The sequence below is a fragment of the Paracoccaceae bacterium genome (assembly GCA_033344815.1).
Taxonomy (GTDB): domain Bacteria; phylum Pseudomonadota; class Alphaproteobacteria; order Rhodobacterales; family Rhodobacteraceae; genus Roseobacter.
On record JAWPMR010000001.1, the window covers coordinates 1631959 to 1651453 of the forward strand.

The 19495-nt window shown below is 55.3% G+C and carries 13 protein-coding genes, 2 pseudogenes and 1 riboswitch; of the genes and pseudogenes, 3 read left to right on the forward strand and 12 right to left on the reverse strand.

What is annotated here, in order from left to right; all coding sequences use genetic code 11:
- Nucleotides 1-340: 340 nt before the first annotated feature.
- Both R8G34_07635 and R8G34_07640 read left to right on the forward strand, forming a co-directional pair.
- A complete protein-coding gene (locus R8G34_07635; protein MDW3222748.1) occupies nt 341-4360 on the forward strand; it encodes a Calx-beta domain-containing protein in 4020 nt (1339 codons plus the stop codon).
- Nucleotides 4361-4627: 267 nt separating this feature from the next.
- Entirely contained in the window at nt 4628-4975 is a 348-nt protein-coding gene (locus tag R8G34_07640) for a hypothetical protein (protein ID MDW3222749.1), read from the forward strand.
- A gap of 700 nt (nt 4976-5675) precedes the next feature.
- Here the strand turns inward: R8G34_07640 and R8G34_07645 are convergent.
- The 7 genes and pseudogenes from R8G34_07645 to R8G34_07675 form a co-directional block, all read right to left on the reverse strand.
- A pseudogene (locus R8G34_07645) lies at nt 5676-5936 on the reverse strand (transposase).
- Nucleotides 5937-6306: 370 nt separating this feature from the next.
- On the reverse strand, nt 6307-6477 hold the full coding sequence (locus tag R8G34_07650) for a hypothetical protein (GenBank protein MDW3222750.1): 171 nt from the start codon (nt 6475-6477) through the stop codon (nt 6307-6309).
- Nucleotides 6474-6902, reverse strand: a complete 429-nt coding sequence (locus tag R8G34_07655) for a hypothetical protein (GenBank protein MDW3222751.1) — start codon at nt 6900-6902, stop codon at nt 6474-6476. Before R8G34_07655 ends, R8G34_07650 begins: the two co-directional genes overlap by 4 nt.
- Entirely contained in the window at nt 6892-8136 is a 1245-nt protein-coding gene (gene speB, locus R8G34_07660; GenBank protein MDW3222752.1) for an agmatinase, read from the reverse strand. Before speB ends, R8G34_07655 begins: the two co-directional genes overlap by 11 nt.
- The gene (locus R8G34_07665; GenBank protein ID MDW3222753.1) at nt 8114-8884 is read right to left on the reverse strand and encodes an ATP-binding cassette domain-containing protein; all 771 of its coding nucleotides are present in this window, start codon (nt 8882-8884) and stop codon (nt 8114-8116) included. The genes speB and R8G34_07665 overlap by 23 nt, the downstream gene beginning before the upstream one ends.
- Complete coding sequence (locus R8G34_07670; protein MDW3222754.1) at nt 8881-9693, reverse strand: ABC transporter permease; 813 nt, start codon at nt 9691-9693, stop codon at nt 8881-8883. Before R8G34_07670 ends, R8G34_07665 begins: the two co-directional genes overlap by 4 nt.
- 38 nt (nt 9694-9731) lie before the next feature.
- Nucleotides 9732-10781: a putative urea ABC transporter substrate-binding protein gene (locus R8G34_07675; GenBank protein MDW3222755.1), complete on the reverse strand. Its 1050-nt coding sequence runs from the start codon at nt 10779-10781 to the stop codon at nt 9732-9734.
- A gap of 81 nt (nt 10782-10862) precedes the next feature.
- Nucleotides 10863-10968, reverse strand: a riboswitch (guanidine-I (ykkC/yxkD leader).
- Nucleotides 10969-13180: 2212 nt separating this feature from the next.
- Here R8G34_07675 and R8G34_07680 point away from each other — a divergent pair.
- A pseudogene (locus R8G34_07680) lies at nt 13181-13859 on the forward strand (transposase).
- Between the two features lie 141 nt (nt 13860-14000).
- Here R8G34_07680 and R8G34_07685 read toward each other — a convergent pair.
- The 5 genes from R8G34_07685 to R8G34_07705 form a co-directional block, all read right to left on the reverse strand.
- The gene (locus R8G34_07685; protein ID MDW3222756.1) at nt 14001-15842 is read right to left on the reverse strand and encodes a glycosyl hydrolase; all 1842 of its coding nucleotides are present in this window, start codon (nt 15840-15842) and stop codon (nt 14001-14003) included.
- Nucleotides 15843-15845: 3 nt separating this feature from the next.
- Complete coding sequence (locus R8G34_07690) at nt 15846-16955, reverse strand: P-loop NTPase (protein ID MDW3222757.1); 1110 nt, start codon at nt 16953-16955, stop codon at nt 15846-15848.
- A 3-nt stretch (nt 16956-16958) separates the two neighbouring features.
- On the reverse strand, nt 16959-17723 hold the full coding sequence (locus tag R8G34_07695; protein ID MDW3222758.1) for a dimethylsulfide dehydrogenase: 765 nt from the start codon (nt 17721-17723) through the stop codon (nt 16959-16961).
- Nucleotides 17724-17734: 11 nt separating this feature from the next.
- Entirely contained in the window at nt 17735-18382 is a 648-nt protein-coding gene (locus R8G34_07700) for a molecular chaperone TorD family protein (GenBank protein ID MDW3222759.1), read from the reverse strand.
- A gap of 107 nt (nt 18383-18489) precedes the next feature.
- The gene (locus R8G34_07705; GenBank protein ID MDW3222760.1) at nt 18490-19470 is read right to left on the reverse strand and encodes a 4Fe-4S dicluster domain-containing protein; all 981 of its coding nucleotides are present in this window, start codon (nt 19468-19470) and stop codon (nt 18490-18492) included.
- Between the last annotated feature and the right edge of the window lie 25 nt (nt 19471-19495).

Sequence of the window (19495 nt, forward strand, 5' to 3'; positions counted from 1 at the left end):
GAAGGCAGATAAGTCTGTTGAGGTCGCTGTACCACGCAAGCCCTGAAAAAAGCCTCGGGAAACACGAAGTTCTGGGCGAAACCAAGCACGCGGCGCGACCGCCCATCGCGATCGTGGGTTGCCGATCCTTTAGCAATTGAAATGAGCCACAGCTCCTTGGTCAGATTGAACCTTTCAAGGCAGGTTCACGGCCCTGCGACTGCAAAATAATCATGTGACTGAAACAGTCTGATGAAATTTGCAGCTTCGGTATTGTTGAGCCTTTACAGGCCCATCCGGGAAAAGGTTAATACAAAAATATTAATGTCATTACTTAACCACAGAAGGTGGAGAATTTTATATGCTGATAATTACGGGTGGAGAAATCATTGAAGGCAACAACGGCTTCGACAATTTTGTCTTATATACAGCGACCCTGACAGAGGCTTTGCTGGACCCGGTTTCATTCAGATACGCCGCACGCTCGGGCTCAGCAGATGAAGAAGCGGATTTCGACAGCGCCGGCACCATTCTGACAATCCCCGCGGGACAAACCTCAGTGCAGTTTTCTGTCCGCACGGTCGCGGACAACGCTTCCGAAGCCGATGAAAGCGTCAAGGTCGACATTTTTAATGTGCAAGGCACGACGCTTGCCAATGGTGAATTGCGCGCAACCGTACAAGGCGTCATCCTCGATGATGATGGCACGGGTCAAAAGCGGTCAGTGCTGGTCAGTGATGCCTTCCTAGTCGAGGGCGATGCAGGCACAAAACAGGCGGTTTTCGAAATCCGCCTATCGCAGCCATCAAGCGAGGCCATCACGATCAACTATGATACGCGCGACGGCACTGCGCGCGCGGGCACCGATTATACTGCGGCGCTCGGGTCAGTGACCATCGCGGCAGGGGACACGGTGGCAACGGTCGCTGTGGACGTCAGTGGCGACACCACCCTTGAAGGGACCGAGCAATTCACTCTTGTTGTTGCTCCCACCGCAGCAGATGCCGATGAGCTTGCGATCGATTTCGCAAGCGGTATTGCGACGATCTTTGACGATGACGCCTCGGATAGCGCACCTACGTTAACAGTTACCGGCGCAGATGTGCTGGAAGGCAACAATGGCTTTGACAACTTCATTGCCTATACAGCGACCTTGTCAGAGCCCTCTCTCTCGCCAGTGTCTTTCACCTATCGGGCAAACTCGGGCACGGGGGATGAGAACGCGGATTTCGACAGCGCGGGCACAACAGTCACCTTCGCCGCCGGACAGACCACGGCGCAATTCTTTATTCGCACGGTCGCTGACAACAGTTTTGAGGCTGATGAAAGCGTTCACGTCGATATTTTCAATGTGCAGGGGGCTGCTCTACCCAATGGGGAGCTTATCACCACCGTCCAAAGCGTCATCCTCGATGATGACGGATCAGGGCAAAAGCGCGCAGTCTTCGTCAATGATGTCGTGTTGCTGGAAAGCGACGCAGGCACAAGACAGGCAGTTTTCGAAATCAGCCTGTCAGACCCTGTCAACGAAACGATCACGCTGACCTACGAAACTCGGGATGGGACGGCGACCGCTGGTTCGGACTATACGGCGACCGCTGGTACTGTAACCTTTGCAGCAGGCCAGACGGTCGCATCGGTGGCTGTTGATATCTCGGGTGATACAGCCGTTGAAGGAAGCGAAAAATTCTCGCTTGTCGTCGCCCCCATTTCGGCGGACGCCGATCAACTTGCGGTCGACTTTGCGGGTGGGGTGGCTACGATCCTTGACGATGACGCCTCGAACAATACGCCCTCGTTGACCGTTACAGGCGGGGAAACTGTTGAAGGGAACAACGGTTTCGACAATTTCATCGCCTATACTGCGACGCTGTCAGAACCCGCGCTGTCGCCAGTATCTTTTGCCTATCGCGCTGTTTCAGGAACAGCAGATGTCGCCACAGATTTCGACAATACCGGCACGAACACGATATCCTTAGCCGCTGGGCAGACCTCGGTGCAGTTCTTCGTCCGCACAGTCGCGGATAACAGTGCGGAAGCCGACGAGAACGTGCAGGTCGACATTTTCAATGTGCAAGGTGCTGCGCTTGCCAACGGCGAAGAACTCATGACTGTGCAATCGGTCCTGCTGGACGATGATGGCTCCGGCCAGAAACGGTCGGTTATTATCCAGGATACCACAATTGCAGAAGGCGACAGCGGTACCAAGCAGGCGGTCTTTGAGATCCGTCTCTCAAATCCGTCCGAAGAGGAAATTGTTTTTGATTTCACGACCGTCGAGGGTACCGCGACGAGCAATGCCGACTTTCAAGGCGCGAGCGGTCAAGTGACCTTCGCAGCTGGTCAAACCGTGGCTTCGGTGGCTGTCGATGTTTTCGGTGACACAGCGTCCGAGCAGATGGAAAGCTTTCAGCTGGTGCTAACAACTGCATCGCCTGAGATCGAAGGCGGACAAACAGGTGTCGCTGCTACGGCCACGCTGCTTGATGATGACACCGCGCTGGGTTTGGCGCCGGAAATCTCCCTGAGGGCCGGAGAAATCGTTGAGGGGAACAATGGTTTTGATAATTTTCTGACCTTCACGATCACTCTGTCGGAACCGTCCACGAGCCCGGTGTCCTTCAGTTACGAGGCGCTCTCGGGCACGGCGATCGTGTCCACGGACTTCGACGTAACCGCCAATACGTTGACCATTCCCGCCGGTTTGACCACCGGACAGATCTTCGTGCGCACCGTCGCGGACAATTCGCCGGAGGAAGATGAAACCGTTGTGCTTGAACTGTCGAACCCGACCGGTGCGCTATTCGCTGGCGGCGGTGCCACGTTAAGCGCGACAGGTACCATTCTGGACGACGACACGCCCGCACCGGTGCTGGGCACGCCGCGGGTGTTGGTGGACGATGCCAACGCGCTTGAGGGTAATGTCATGACCTTCACGTTGACGCGGATTGGTTCGACGGCTGAGCTAACGACCGGGTCATTCATGCTGCTGGATGGCACTGCCGATTCCGGATCGGACTTCGCGGGGGCCAGCGGGCAATTCACCTTTGACGTGGGCGCTCTCACCACGACGATTTATGTGCCGATCAGTACAGATAGCCAAAGCGAGGGCGCGGAGACACTGGTCCTGCAACTATCGGACCTCGACAATGGCGTCTTTCCCGGAAACGCACCCGAAGCTTACGCCATCGGCACCATTGAACCCACGATAGACCCCCCGAGTTCGAACATCATATCGGGCTCTGAGGCCAGCGAGACGATCAATGGAACAGCCCTTGACGAACAGATACTTGGATTTGGCGGCGATGACCGGATCCTCGGTTTGGAGGGGAACGACACCATCTTTGGCGGTGTCGGGCTGGATGTGCTCAATGGGGGCGCGGGCAATGATGTGCTCGACGGTGGCGCGGGCAATGACCGGGTCTTTGCAGAAGCGGGCGATGATACGCTGATCGGGGGCGCTGGCGACGATCTGCTGGACGGCGGTGTCGGCCGCGATACCATCCTCGGTGACACCGGCAACGATATTCTGCGCGGCTCCGACGGCAACGACGTCCTGGATGGGGGTGACGGTGACGACACCGTCTTTGGGGGCAATGACGACGACGTCCTGCGCGGTGGCGAAGGCAATGACATGCTGGATGGCAGCGGCGGCAACGATACGATCTATGGAGACGCCGGGAACGACACGCTGGTGGGGCAGATCGGGATAGATGTGCTCAGAGGTGGCACCGGCGAGGACATATTGCGCGGCGGCGGCGGCGACGACACTTTGTTCGGTGATGAAGATGACGATCTGATGTTTGGCTCTGCGGGCGAGGATCTCATGTTGGGTGGCAGTGGCAACGACACCATGGAAGGCAACGCGCAGGCCGATACGCTTTTTGGAGAGGATGGAAATGACATCCTGCGGGGCGGCGATGGCTTTGATTTCCTTAATGGCGGTGCTGGCGATGACATCCTGGCCGGCGGTAACGGCAATGACCGTCTCATCGGCGGCGGTGGCCAGGATACGCTGCGCGGCCAAGGCAATGCCGACGTCTTCGTCTTTGAGGCGGTATCTGATTCCGCTTTCGGCATTTCGGATCTCATTGACGGGATCGATGGCGTCGGTTCTGAGACAGGCGATCTGATCGACGTTTCCACGATCGACGCGGATTCCACGCTTGGTGGCGATCAGAGCTTCACTTTTCTGGGAGAGCTCACCACCGCGCAGGGGCTTGCTGCTGGTGCAGGTGTTCTTTGGGTTGAAAACGCCGGTAACCAAACGCGGATCTACGGGTCCGTGGACAATGATGGTACAATAGATTTTGCGTTGCGCGTTAACGATGGCGCCGGGATCGACGCGGACGATTGGGTTGCTGACGACTTCTTGCTCTAGCTTGGATCGACCAACGACAAAATGCCACCGCGCCGGAGCTTTTCTTTGCTCCGGCGTCAAATGAGTTGCGCCGAAATCATAGGCTGGTGGAAGATGATATGGTTGACCGCACAAGGATTCATCAAGTCTTGTGCCCACCTCAAGATATGTCTGCGTCATTGCAGCGTTGCCCAAAGAGTCTGCCCCTCTGGTTGGTATCCCATTCGCCTTTCCTGAACTGGATATGATCTGCGACCGCCTCAACAGAGCGCACAGGAAAGGCCTTGGTTGGAGGACACCCACAACGGTTTTCCGCGAAAAGGTGATGGAGGGTACGAGCATATCTATCTTGTTTACGCGCCAAGCGGCGTCGCATTTGAAGGTGCGCTTACATTTTTAGTATCGAACATGCCGTCTATTTCTATTGCAGCGTTTGTAACTTCGACCGAAACAGGCGAACGGTCTCTTCGCAAACCAAAGCACTGTCGGCAAAAAGGTTGGCTCTTTCCGTTCTTTTCTTGTTCGCCCAAATTGCAGCAGGATGGCTCGTTTCTTGATGGGGAATACAACCGCTGTCGCGCACTGGGCGGCACGGCGGCAAAACACGTGCCGCGACCACGAAAGCATGCGGGGTAAGCGGCAACCGTGCGTGCATATGGCAGTTCTGTGCGGAGGTGGTTTTGGAAGAGTTGTTTGTTCGGCGGTCTGTTTCAGGTTTGCGGATTTTGCCACAAGCATCCCTTCATCACGCCGGGTTTGGATGGGGACAAATTCGGCCAGTTTCCAGAGGTTTTGAGTAGTCGCTGCGCGTTGGAGCTTTTGAGTTGCTCCTTTTGGACCTCGCAGCCGCATTCTGGCAGCGCTCGCTGATCTCGAGTTCGATCTTGGTTAAACCACAGGCCTCATGCGCTTCCATGGGCAACAATTAAATCCATTCTAGCGTTGTGGCTGGTTGCATTTTCAGGCGCGATGTTTCGCTTGTAGGCACGTTACAACGCAAAACGTACTCGGCTGGAATAGGAACGTAGCGGACCAGCGACGGAGCCAGAAAGTCGTGTTGGCCCCCGCCTCCGTTCTGTCTGTGAAACCTGCGGCAATGGGCTGTTCTCGATATCAGTGCACGCAGATTACCCCGGCGATTGTTTGGCGAAGCCCGGGACGTAGGGGTTTCGGGTTATGGAGAGGGTCAAATGTGGAAACGGGTCTTCACCTGCAGTGTGCGTGCTGGGTGGCTGCTGTCTGAACATCCGGGCGCATGTGACAGCCAGTCTGCTGTGATCAACCCGATTGCCCGGAAGGATGTGATCAGACCCACTTATTTGGTCCAACTTGAACGTTAGCGCATGATTGGCCTGGGTTCCATCGGGACAATGGTTTCCGGAGCCGGTGGGCGGTAGCCCAGAACAATGTGTGGTCGTTTGGTGTTGTAGTGTTTCCTCCATTGTTCGATCAAGATTTGTGCCTCCCGTAAGCTGTAGAAGACCTCCCCGTTCAGCAGTTCGTCCCTGAAGCGGGCGTTGAAGCTTTCGCAGTATCCGTTCTCCCAAGGTGATCCCGGCTCGATGTACGCGGTCTTGGCGCCGACCGCTGCAATCCAGCCTCGGCACCGTCGGGGACACTGTACGCGCCGGGACGCTGCCCGGCCTCCTCACGGCAGACGTCACGCACGGACCTCACCCCATCGAGGTGCAGCGCAAGCCTTGAAAGGGGCCTGGTTCAACACCTGTCACCAACCTGACCCCATCGCACAGATGAAACCCGCTGAGGCAGCATCATCTGCAAAAATCAACGCTCTCGATAACGCCGCGGAAAAAGAGACAAACCTCCGGGAATGCGAAAAGTGCGGGGAGGTTCAAGGTTGATATGCGCTCATTGCAAGCGAGTGCGACGCGCGGGAAAACGCTTCGCAATATGACTTTTGACGCTAGGGTGGCTGTGGCTTTTTCCCCAGAGGTCGGATGTCTGCATCAAAATTTTGCAAACCTTCTGCCCAAATATCCAAGGAAAACGGCTATGAGGATGCCGACAAGGGCGTAGGGGTGCATTGCCTCAACAGGCATTATGCTTGCTTCAGGTGCGTGGTGCGCTCCAACTGGCAGCGCCCAAAATGCTGGCAATACAGCAAAGAGATTTTTCATCTGTTTTCCTTATCCGATGCGGTGTGATGTCCCAAAAAAGTCCGGAGATCTACGACCTGTTTGGTTTTGAGTGAGACGTAGACAAGACCCATGTTCGTACGTTCCGTCACCATTTCACCCGGGTATGGCAAGTAACTGAGTTCTTGCGATCCGAATGACGGTGATGCCGTACCGACCTGCCATTCTGTGGTGAGTTGTATGTCCACCAACTTCATCTTTGGCCCGCCGCTCACGCTATCGATTTCAAGTGGGACGCCAGCGATACGCAGATAAGACATTTTGTCTTTTGCGCCGACAAAACCGTCAATGAATTGCGTTGTAAGCACCATCAATTCATCTGCCTTGTCCGCATCAGGCATGTGGCTGTGCAGGTGGTCGTGGCTGTGGTTGTGGCCGACATGACCGTTCACGATATCATGTGGCATTGGACCACCGCTTTCCTTCGAATTCACCATGGGGAATGGTGACAGGTTTGTCTATGTGCTGCTTATGCGCACCCATTTTGCCATTGGCCACCAACGACCCCAGCACGTCAACGATGACCCGGGTGCCCATTAGGGCGGTAATCTCGGATTGGTCATAAGGCGGTGCAACCTCGACCAGCTCCATCCCGCAAATACCTTCTGCGGCTACTCTGGAGACCAGGCCGAGCGCTTCACGGGGAAGAAATCCACCGGGCTCTGGCCAACCAGTACCCGGCACAAAACCGCAATCAATACTGTCGATATCAAAGGACAAATAGACCATATCCACCCCGTCCCATGCCATCTCCAGCGCCATTTCAGCCGTCTTGTCTATCCCCATCTTTTCCATATCGCCCATGGTAATGATGTTGGTTTCGCGCTCGCGCGCCACTTTCACGGCTTCGCGGGGTACCTGCCAGCCACCAATACCCACCTGCACCAGATTCTTCGCGGGAACATTGGGCATATTCGTGGCATGGAACCAGGGCGTCGTGTGCATGCGCTCATCGAGGTCTTTTTCCTGAATGTCGGCATGACGGTCAAAGTGAATGATACCGATCTTTTTGGACGTGCATTCGGCAATGCCGCGCACGCAAGGAAAGCCGATTGAATGATCCCCCCCGATCATGATCGGCAAGCTGCCAGACGAAGCGACATGACTGACCGCCCGGGTGATCTGATCGAATGTCTTTTCGATATTGCCGGGGATGGTGAAGACGTCCCCCGCATCGCAAAGCGTCATCTGTTCGCGCAGATCCACGCCCATTTCGTAGTTGTAGGGTGTATACAACGCGCTGATCTTGCGCACGCCTTGTGGACCAAACCGGGTACCCGCGCGATAGGTTGTGCCCCCATCAAACGGAATGCCCAGAATCGTGGCGTCATAGTCGCTGACCTCTGTCACATCCTCTGCATAGGGGGCCTTCAGAAACGTGTTGATGCCCGCGTAATGCGGCAATTCCCCTCGTGCGAAGGTCGGGATGGACTTGTCTTCGATGCTTTCAGCGCCTGTCAGGCCCATGCGCAGTGCCCATTTTTTTTCCTGCTCCCAGCCCGAGCCGGGGATGTCGGACTCGGCCTGCATCGCTTTCCACCCGCGCAGCTTGGTCAGGTCGGGGTGGTGAAACCGACGCTCATCATGGGCATGAACGGTCGGATTATGTGACCTTGATCTATCCGTTTTCTTGAAAAACATGGGTGTGCTCCGTTAGAGTTTGAAAAGGAATGCCGCCGTCGCGCGCATCGAAATCGTAAGTGATTGTGGCGCCATAGAGGTTGGGATCATGCGGGTCCCAGCGTGGCTTGTCGAATACAAGCACGCGGTCCCCAAGTTTGAAGGCTTCTTCCAGATCATGGGTGACCATAAAAACGGTCATGCCCGTTTCTGCCCGTAAGTCTTGCAGGAAATCGTGCATGGACAGGCGTGTGCCGGGGTCAAGCGCACCAAATGGTTCATCCAACAACAAGATACGCGGTTTGGCCGACAGAGCCTGCCCAATGGCCAGCCGTTGCTGCATACCGCCTGACAGAGTAGCCGGATAATGATCCGCCACATGATCGAGCCCGCAGCGGGCCAGTGTTTCATCCGCGCGCGCCAAAGCAGCCTGGCGTTCGGCGCCAAAGAATCGACCCCAGCCACGGCGAAAACTCTCGCCGGCAACGACGTTTTCCCGCACGGTGAGATGCGGAAACACCGAGTATCGCTGGAAAACGATGCCTCTGTCGAGGCCCGGTTCGCGTGCGGGCGCAGACCCGTTAATTCGGATTTCTCCGCGCGTAGGCCGTTCTTGCGCCAATAGCAACCGAAGGAAAGTGGATTTACCGCAGCCGGATGCGCCGACGACAGACATAAATGTCCCTTCATCGACCTCGACGTTGACGCGCTCGATGATGGGTCGGCCATCATAGCTTTGGAAAATATCCGTGGCAGAGACGAAACTCATAGCCCGCCCTCCGCCCAGGGAAAGAGGCGGCGGGACAGGTTGCGCAGCGCCCAGTCGATCAAAAAGGCGAGGATCGTGATCCAGATCACATATGTGAGGATCACATCCATTGCGAGGTAGCGGCGCACCAGAAAGATGCGGTAACCAAGACCCAGATCAGCGGCAATCGCCTCTGCTGCAATGAGGAAAAGCCACGCCGGACCAAGGGAAAGGCGCACGGCCTGGATCAAGCGGGGCATGATTTGCGGTAGGGCAACCCGGATTGCAATGACCCAGCTGGAGCCGCCAAGTGTCTGCGCTTTGACCAGCAACTCTTGCGGAATTTCCAGCGTTCTCTGGCTGAGATCGCGAATGAGGAATGGGAGTGTGCCGATGACGATCAGGACTACTTTTGACAGCTCTCCCAGTCCAAAGACGATGAACAAGATCGGCAATAGGGCCAAGGGCGGGATCATCGACAAAACCGCAACAAATTGCGCGAGCAAACTACGCAACAATGGAAACAATCCGATCAGTAAACCAAAAACGAGGCCGACGAAGGCGGAAATGCCAATCCCCAAGCCCAACCGCTTTAGGCTTGCCCATGTGTCATGCCAGAGCAGAATGCGCCCGGTCCGCCGGTCGCCTTCCGTCCCCAGCCGTACGGCCGTGTCCCAAATGGTGCCGGGCGCAGGCAGCAACTTGTCGGCGGGGTTTTCACTTAGCCGGATATCAGAACCGACTGTATAGGTGATAAAGACCAATACAAAGGGCAGCAGCGCCAAGAAAAGCGCAAGCGGTTTGCCAGGTATGATGTTTATGAGACGCATCCAGTGGCCGCGGCGCAAACCGCAGCGACCGTCCTTTCTTACAGTGCGCCGTCCGCGGCCATTTGCATATAGGTTGTGTCAAAACGCAGCATGACGTTGCCTTCTGCCCCGGTGATTGAGCCATCAGGATAGGCGACGCCTACGAAGTCCGCTGAGGGCGCACCCTCACCAAGTATACCCTTGTCAAACAGAAATTCGGCGACATTCACCATCGTGACAGGCAAGGCGGCGTCGCTTGTAAAACTCACCGCCTCGGCCGGGGTGAAGAACATCTCAGTGGAATCCAATTGCGCCTTGTAACCATCCAAATCTGTACCGGAAGCTTCCGCCATCGCGCTCAAGGCTGCTTCATCCCCGGAGGCCATCAGACCCATTACCTCGTACCATGCCCCGACCAAGGCTTTGCCGAAATCGGGGTTTGCGGCGAGGGTTTCCGTGTTCACGACCATCATGTCAATGATCTCACCGGGAATATCGGCGCTGTCGAACAACTTGTTTGCGCCCGGTTCTTCCATGATCGCCGAGACCAGCGGATTCCATGTGACGACGGCCTGCACGTCATCTGTTGCGAAAGCTGCAATCATGTCAGCGTCTGATGTGTTGATCACGCCACCAAGATCTGCTTCGGACAATCCGACGGTGTCCAGGCCACGGGCCAAAAGGTAATGGGATACCGAAAGCTCAACCAGGTTCACCTGTTTGTCCTCCAAGGCCGAAAGGTCACCTTCGCCCTTGATGACAATAGCGTCGTTGCCGTTGGAATAGTCTCCCACGATCAACGCTGTGGTATCCACACCGCTGCCCGAAGGGATGGACAGCGTGTCCATGTTGGTAGCTGAAACGCCGTCAAACTGACCTGCAGTGTATTGGTTGATCGACTCGACGTAATCGTTGATCTGGACGATCTCGACATCAATGCCATATTTCCCTGCCCATTTGTCCATAATGCCGCTGTCCTCAAGATACCCCCAAGGCATCCAGCCCACATAGATCGACCACGCGACCCTGAAATCCGTTTTTTCCTGCGCACCCGCGCATGTGGCAAAAGTAAGGGCAACTGCAGTGGTTGCGGCAAGTATCTTGATCATTCTTTTGGTCCCCATTGTTTTTTACAATTGGATTGACCGCGTGGTGAGCAAAGGGAGGGCGCAGATCAAACCGGCGCAGTAGCCTCCCGGGATTTTGCCCCGCCGTGTACCTCCTGGCTTGTGGCAAGGAGGCGACATCTCTCGGACCAGGCCCTTGGAGGAAGGCGGAACCCTAGATATCCTGCGCGTTTATGAAACTGCGTTTGCGAGATTGACTCAACGCGCAGATCCTGAGCCGGGATGTGGAAACACTGAGCTGCTCATTTTTGCGGCAAAAAATGATATGGTGTGGAAAATTCGGGCGAAAAAGGAATGATTTGGGACCAAGACTATGGTTGAAGCACATGTCCAGCGCACCGGCACCAAAAACATCGGCTAGGTATTCAACGCTTGTTACAGCGCTCGACAGCCGACGCCGGCAAATACAATCACGCATCCGAGCCATCGCTTCGTTTGCATCCGCTCGCCCGGGACCGTTGAAGCGAACCAAAACGCGGGCAACCCGTCCATTGACGTCGTGACAGTATCGTAATGCGTTTTGGGAATTTGCCGCGATGCTGATCAACACCACGCAGACAGCGGTCAATTGCGCCAATGTAACGGTCACGGCATCACCACCAGAAACACCAAAGGAAAAGACCTAAAAACGGGCTACGAGCGACTCCAGCAGCCAAACCAGCCCCCTTATGGAAAGCGCCGTGAAGAGCAAAGCTTTGGATGCAATGTTAAGACCGGTCGAGATTGCCCGCCGAGTGGCCTCCCGTGGCAATGGTTAATATGATCGGGTCACCAATGTGAAAGTCAAGAAGCAAAAACCCCGAGATCGGGACGGTTAGATACACGCGCTGATTGCGGTTTTTTGGCTGATAAACCGCAACCAGAAATCGTGGATGCCCTGGCTTGCCGCAGCCATGGGCCCCAGAACCAGGGCGTTTTCAAAGCAATTCCCATACGTTCGTCCCAATCGATCAATCGACCAAACGGCGTTGACCTCTCGGAAAGACCGATCATACACATTTTCGCAAACAGAATGAAAGAAAACCAGCAAGATCCGCGCCTACATGTGACCAAAAAAGGTTATTCTGATCGTTTGCTGTTTTCCGCAAGAAGGACTCGATTGCGACTCTTTCTGCGCGACGAAAACGGCCGATGTCATTTTCGATTTCGCGTAGGTCAAAAAATTTAACAGGCTGTATTACAGATTAAACCCCGGCCATAAGGCTAAAGCACAACAGGGCCCTCCTAACCCGAACTCGTATTTCAAAAAGTCTCATTTCGCGGAGGGGGGGCGTCCGTTTTACTCAACCCTAGATCTCCTAGAACGTGTATCTGTACGCAACTGCATCCCCTTTTGTCCAAATCAAAAAAAGATGATATCCGCTCTGGGCAGAATTCGATTATCCCTATCATGCCCAGACTCCGATGTGGAAAAGAATCTGTTTTTAAAGCAAGAGCTTTTAGCTTTTGGGATGTTTTCGATCCTCGCTTCAATCGTAAACGAAGTTAAAGCCATCCCCTTTTCCCTCGGCGAGCGCTAGAGGCGTGAGTTTTTCTGGTTTCGCAGGGTTTTAGGCAAAAGCAGCGACGGCGAGTTCATATTTTCGCCCAAAAAACCGTTATTGGTCGCGACCGTCTTCGACCAAAAATGCGTTGGAGTATCGCAAACAGCATTTTAACCTGCGTGCGGTTTTTTTGCGCGGGCACGTTAAACGCTCAGACTGCGGGTCAAAGCGCAACTTCAGTGAAGTTCCCTTTCTTTCGGCGGATCTTACGGTCTTATGAATTTGGGCAGCCTTTGGCTTTTGGCAGTCGGGTCATTTTTTTGGGTTTGAGCGCCCGATAAATGGATGACCACCAGCTTGTTGCATGCCGCGCCTGATCAGAGCAGGGCCACGGCTCATAGATCGGTTTCGCCCTCCGGCTAGATGCCGTGACCGATCTGATTGTTCCATTCAAGATCGGATTAGGAAAGCGTCCCAGTTTTACGCTTTTTTGTGCGGAGGACCGGGGACGCAGAGGCGAATCCACCATGCAAGCGTGGACCCCAGCCGAGTGCCGGAGGATAAATAGGCTGTATCCACAACCTCCCAATCCGGCTTGGAGCCGGATCGCTCCTGGGTCCGGCCCATCATCTTGCGGACACAGGTTTCGGGCGTCTTTTTTGGGCCGACCGACATCTGCATCAAGGCTGATACTGCAATCTGTACTCCTGTGACAGCCTCGCGAGAAGGCTTCGGACCCAGGCCTATTGCGGGTTATTGGCCTCTTGTCGACGGGATCGGCGCGCGCATCGGAATGCTGACACCTTCGTCGTGTAGCCCATTACGGGTTCTGAGACAGATTGAGTGTTTTGCCAGGTTTGGGTTTTTATCTCGTCATAATCCTTGCGGGGATACGAGATGAGAACGCGAACCGGGGTGAATGGATCGGCTGACAGACATGTCGCGGAAAACAAACGTAAAACACGCCGGAAGATCTCTGCAGAAGACAAGATCCGGATTGTTCTGAATGGCTTGTGTGGGAAAGCTTAGTTGCGCAATTGTGCCGACGAAGGCCAGAAGTTTGTATTACATTTGATCGAAGGACTTCATGGAAGCTGGGGAGAAACGGCTGGCGGGGATACGGCGCGTCAAGCTACATCCAGTGACGTCACCAGTTTATGAAACCTGAGGCCTGCGCCTAACCGGTGGTGGCAAACAGACTTCACCTATCTCAAGGTCATCGGCTGGGAGTGGGTTTACCTTTCGACAATCCTGGAGGACTACAGCCGCTACATCATCATCCTGCTGCCCGGCAGTCGTTTGCCAGGCAAACGATGAGCGGGCGCGGGAATGCTGGCGCCAGACTCTCAAGAACCGCATCTTGTTGGAAAACGACTTCCTGCCTGGTGATCTCGAGGCGCAGATCGCGGCTTTTGTCAGGCACTGCAATCACCAGCGATATCACGAGAGCTTGCACAATTTGACACCCGCCGACACCTACAAGGGTAGAAGCCAAACCATCACGCTCGAACGTGAAAAGACAAAGAGGACAGCAATGAAACCAAGGCGCTTGCAGCACGCCAAATCCGCTGCTTAACTAAAACCAGAGGAACAATGACACCTCAAAGTCAGACTGCGATCTGTCTCAGACTGTTCGAAAAGAGACAGAATTACTTTTCTTGCCAGAGCGTTCCGCCAAACGACGTAGTCATGCTCGGAAAAAGCACACTTTGCGACATCAACTCATATTGCGCCGCAGGATTGTTCCACCATCTCCGGCTGCATAATATTGACCGCTGGCATCAACGGCGAGCGCGCGCAGACCTGCGCTCGTGCCGGTTGGGTCCATGTGCCAGCGTTGTCCATCATAGCGTGCCGCGACACCACCCGCGCCAACAGTCATTACGTCGTTTTCACATCCGGTGACAGCAAGCAAGTCATTTCGGGCCCTTATCGGAGTGATTTGCCAGCGCGTGCCATCGAAGTGACCGATGGTGCCTGACAGACCAACGATAAAAATATCGTCCAATGCCCGTCCCCAGACGTCGAACAAGAAGTGTTCAGTTCCTGCGTTGAACTCATCCCAACGAGAACCGTTCCATCGCATGACCTGGCCGAAATCGCCGACCGCAAGAAGGTGCTGTGCATCCAATCCCCAAAGCCCATACAACGCGCTTTTGGTGCCTGAAGGCATGCGTTCCCATTTTGTGCCATCCCACTGCAACACCAGCCCTTCGTCACCGGCGGCAAAAATCTGTCCCGTGCCGTCTGCCCAAATCGACAGTAAGGTGACATCCATCAGCAAGTCGAAGTGTTTGCGCCAATCCTGACCGTCAAAGTGGTGGATTTCCCCCAATTGGCCAGCGGCCAGCAGTCCGCCATCCGGTGCCCGGTTCACATCATGGATGCCTATTGCTGCCACTGGTGGCAGCTTTTCCCATGTACCGCGATCAAGAAAAAGGACCGTGCCCTCTTCGCCGCATGCATAGAGTTCATCCTCAAGGGGATCATGCCACATCCCCCAGAGTTGCCGATCTGTCCCGCTGTCCATCGCTTCCCAATTGGCGGCGTCTTCTTTTGACAAAACAGCAGGCGCAAAGGACTCCAAGGCCTCGCTATGACCGACCAGTATGGTTCCGAAGTCTCCCACGGCCAAGGTTTCGCCAGAAGGGAGTTCCACGAGGCCCAACAGGTCATGCGACGTACCGCTTTGCAGGCGATCAATGCGACCTTCGCGGATTAGGTGGACCTGCCCGGCATCACCCAGTGTTAGGATGCCTTTTGATGTAACCCCCAACGCACGGAAACGGCTGAATTTCATGTCTGTAAACAGTTTTTCAAATGTCTCGCCATTCCAAAGAACAGCGTCGCCGCGAAATCCGTTGGCATCAACGAAGTACCGCCCGCCTACCAACAGCGCGCCACCAGTTTCCAAACCAAGTGACGCGGTGAAATGAGACCCGATAGGGCAGACCAGTTGTTGCCATTGCCCGTCACTTTCGCGGACTAGCACGGTCCCATCACCGCCCGAGGCCATGATGCGACCATCCTTTAAGACAATGACAGATCGCAGGTGAACCTTTGTCCCAGAAGTCTCGGGCGACCAGCTTTGCCCATCAAAATGCAGGATTGTCCCATGATCTCCGACCGCCCAGGCGCGCGCATCTTCGAGACCGCAAATGTCAAATAAAGGTGTGTTTTCGCGCGTCGCCGGATATTTGCCCGACGCGTCCACAACACAGCCATGTGCGTGATGCCACTGCGCGCCATCATAGCGCAGGATGAGGCCCATCCACCCAACGGCCCACAGGTTGGACCTGTCAATGCCCCAAAGCGCATGAATCGGCACTGGAACCGGACTGGACTGACGGTTCCAGTCCGCACCATCAAAAGAAAAGATCACCCCATCATCGCCGACAACGAACAAGCCTTGTTCATCGGCCCAAGCGTCCCAGAACACATCCCCCGGACCTGCGGCCAGTCCCTCAACCGCATACCACTCGCCAGCCGCTTCCGGTGGCGCGCCAAACTGACCTCGGAACAATCCGCGACGCGAAACCGACTCCGGTGTTCCATCCATGGTTCAGTTGTCCTTTGAAGTAAGGGTCGATTGCGACAGGCGCGCGGCTTCCGTCTCCAGCAGCTCTGCAACTTCTGTGCCCAGCGCCTCGCCATCTTGCACCTGCGCCAAGGCAGCTTGCAGATCGGCGTCCGCCAAGTTTTCTTGAAAGACACCTGCCATTGTTTCGGCCACTGCACGATTGAAGGTCTTGCGCCCAAGTGCCGCGACGGACGCGATCATCGGCGCGAATGCGCGGGCCTCAGGGCTCTCTGGCAAAGCGCTTACGATCGGCCTGCCCTCGTCTGATCCCATCGCCAGTTCCGGTGACAGCGGCACTTCCGCAATTTTGCCGATATTGAGTTTTGCCAAGGCCTCAGTCACGCCGGCGTCGGGAAAGAGATGAAAGGTCTCGCTGCAATGCGGACATTGAACACCGGCCATGTTCACCACGGCCCCAACCACGGGCAGACCCCTTTCGTTACAAAAACGGCCAGCTTTGAGACTGTCCATCTGCGCAATCGCCTGGGGCGATGTCACCAACACGGCGGACATATTGCTGCCTTCGAGCATGTCACAAAGCGTAATCAATTCGTTGCCCGTTCCCGGCGGCATATCCACCACGAGGTAATCAAGAGAGCCCCAGTCAAAACTGCCGATCAGGTGGTGAATGAAATCATGTTTATAGGCATCTCGCCAGACGATAGGCGTGGTTTCGTCTTCCAACATGAATGCAAGTGAGCCCACTTTTACGGGATGTTCGATGTCATCCGCTTTGAAACCATGGGTTGCGAGGCCACTTTTTGAGGTCCGCGTCTTGGACCCTGCAAATCCGAAAAACCGGCTTTGATTTGGACCGTGGATGTCGGCATCCGCAACGCCGACCCGGAAGCCCTCCTTTGCAAGGCCCGCAGCCAGATTTGCACTGACCGTGCTTTTCCCGACGCCTCCCTTATTGGCCAATACCACAATGATCTGGTCGATCTCCTGCAGTCGGTTCTCGATCAGAACCTTATTGTGATATGGCTTGTCGAGGTTGCAGGTGGATTCTTTTGGACAGAATTGGCAGGCGTGACCCAAGCCACAATCTTCGTGCACCACACTGGCTTTTTCTTCGGGGAGAAGGAAATCCATCGGCTATTCCGACGCCATATCGAGCAAAATCCAGCCTTCCGACACAGACTTGAACCCATCGCGTTGTGCATTGCTGCCTTGCCAATGGGCAAACGCAACAGGCACGACATCCCGGTCAAAGGAAGCGTCGTGATCACCTGTTTCCGCCAAGGGACGCGACATCACAACCGTCCACTCATTGGGATCGCCATCATTGTCAAAATAGAGGCTGTCACCGGTGACCGTTTGCTCGTCAAGCATGGTGGTGCTTCCGGGGCCACCGGCCGCAAGATTTTGCACCCCGTCACCGTCTGATCGCCAGTACCAGATGTTCACCGGGCTATCGGGTCCATCCCCCATAATGTAGGATGTCTCATCGTCGCCAAGCGAAAACTGCACTGCGGCGCCGTCGCGGAACCTGTCGAGAGATGTCAGCGTATCGCGCGTGTCATCAATCCAACGCATCCTGACATAAAACCGTTCCGATGTCCGGGCGAGGGTCAAGTACAAATAGGTCGTTTCCTCATCGTAGTCTGCACGCAGCTCGACAGATTCGTGCACGGCGGGTGCGGGGTTCATGGAGACGCGGTATTCTGGCAAACGATCCCAGATAATATCATCAGGATCATTGGTCGACCGAAGGTATATCCCGTCTGGGATTTTTGAAACAGACACGCTGTCATAGGCTTCAAGCAGCTTCACATTCGCCTCGACCAGGTTTTCCGCAGTTGCCGGAGCGGGGACCGTCAGCGTGGCCAATGCGGTCAGAGTCGCAATTGATTTCATCATGGTGGTTCTCCTTAATCCCAGAGAGACTGTGCGGGCTGTTCGACGGGAATGCGGCTTGGTTGCGGGGCGTCCGGGTCCCTGAAAGGGCCGACGCGCACTTCCAATTCGTTGATCTGCACATCGGACCAGACGCAGATATCCTGGACCAGTTGCGCGACTGTCGAATCAAGTGTTTCGACGGGGCTGCGCCGCAAGAGACCTGCGACGGTATTGAGAGTGGGACCAAGATAGCGGCACAGAAAGTCGCGCTGTGCCCTTTGATAGCCGGTCTCGTCCTTGCCTTCCGCCAAAGCACGCGCTTCGAGATGACAGAGCACAGACATTAGCTCCAGCATGCTTGCCAGATGGTCGGGTTCGTCCTGCTTGCCCTCATCACGCGTGGCCGCTTTCAGCCCGAAGTGTTTGTAAAACGCAATAATGTTCAGCATGAAGACCGGGCGTGTCAGACCGGCCAGAATGTGTTCGTGATCCCCTGCCAGAAGTGCTGCCACGGGCTTGCCTCCCGGGCCATGTAAAAATGCGCTGATGTAGCCCGCCTCAAACGTCTTGTAGTCCTTTGAAGGTGACGCCACGGGCCATGGTGATCCTGTGTATGCGCCCCAGGCCTCATTCAATGCAGTGTGAAACTCACCCGACGACACGGCTTCGTAGAATTCCACAGTAGGATGTCCGAAAGCCAATGCAGCAAGCCGCCAAATCGTTTCTTTTGACCTGGCTCGACTTGGGCTGCTACCCATTGCGGGTTGTGATGTCACCCCAACTGACATCAGCTCAGCTTGAACATTTCGGCATGGCGATAGCCGATCAACGTATCCATCAACTCGCTGTCGCCGCCATCAGCCTTTTTGGCCCGTTCGGCCGTGATTGTGTCAAGCGCCGCGCTCACTCCGTCTCCAAACAGCCCTTCCAGATAATCCAACGGCACCCGGCTTTCTGCGGAAACCTCACCCGCAGCATCAATTTTGGGAGGCGACAAAGGTGGCACGTAGAACACGTTGGGCTTGGTGCCCCATTCAGGGTGGAGCGGTAGAGCCACCTTATACTTGTCCACCAATGTGTGGATCGGGCCCTCTTCGTCATCTCGGTAGCCAATCCAACGAATCCGTCCAACGCATTGCTTGGCACAGGCAGTGGGCAAACCTTTCTCGATCCTAGGATAGCAGAATATGCATTTCTCGGATTTGGAAATCTCTTCGTTGAAATAGACCTTTTTGTAAGGGCAGGCAGAGACGCAATAACGATAGCCCCGACAGCGCTCCTGATCGATAAGCACGATGCCGTCTTCCTGGCGCTTGTAAATTGCGTTGCGCGAACAGGCCGCCAGACAGGCTGGGTTTTCGCAATGGTTACACAGACGCGGCAGGTAGAAATAATACGAGTTGGGATACTCCCCCTCGCCTTCGTCCTCGTCCCAGTTGGCACCCCAAGTCGGCTTGACGTTGGGACGCAACCAAGGATCGGTGCCGGTCATCAGCGCCTCTTCGTAGTTGTAGTCCCAAGGAACACCATAGTCTTCTGCGCTGGGCTCTGTCCCAAGCTTGAGCGCTCCATCCTCGTCAAAACCACCGCCCATATCGGCATAGTTCTTGGGATAACCGGTCCCGGGCATGGTCTCGACATTGTTCCAATACATGTATTCCCGGCCATTGCGGTTGGTCCATTGCAATTTACAAGCCGACGTACAGGTGTGACATCCGATGCATTTATTCAGGTCCATCACCATGCTGATTTGACGTTTTACAGCCATTTCTTAGTCCTCCCTCTCACGCCGT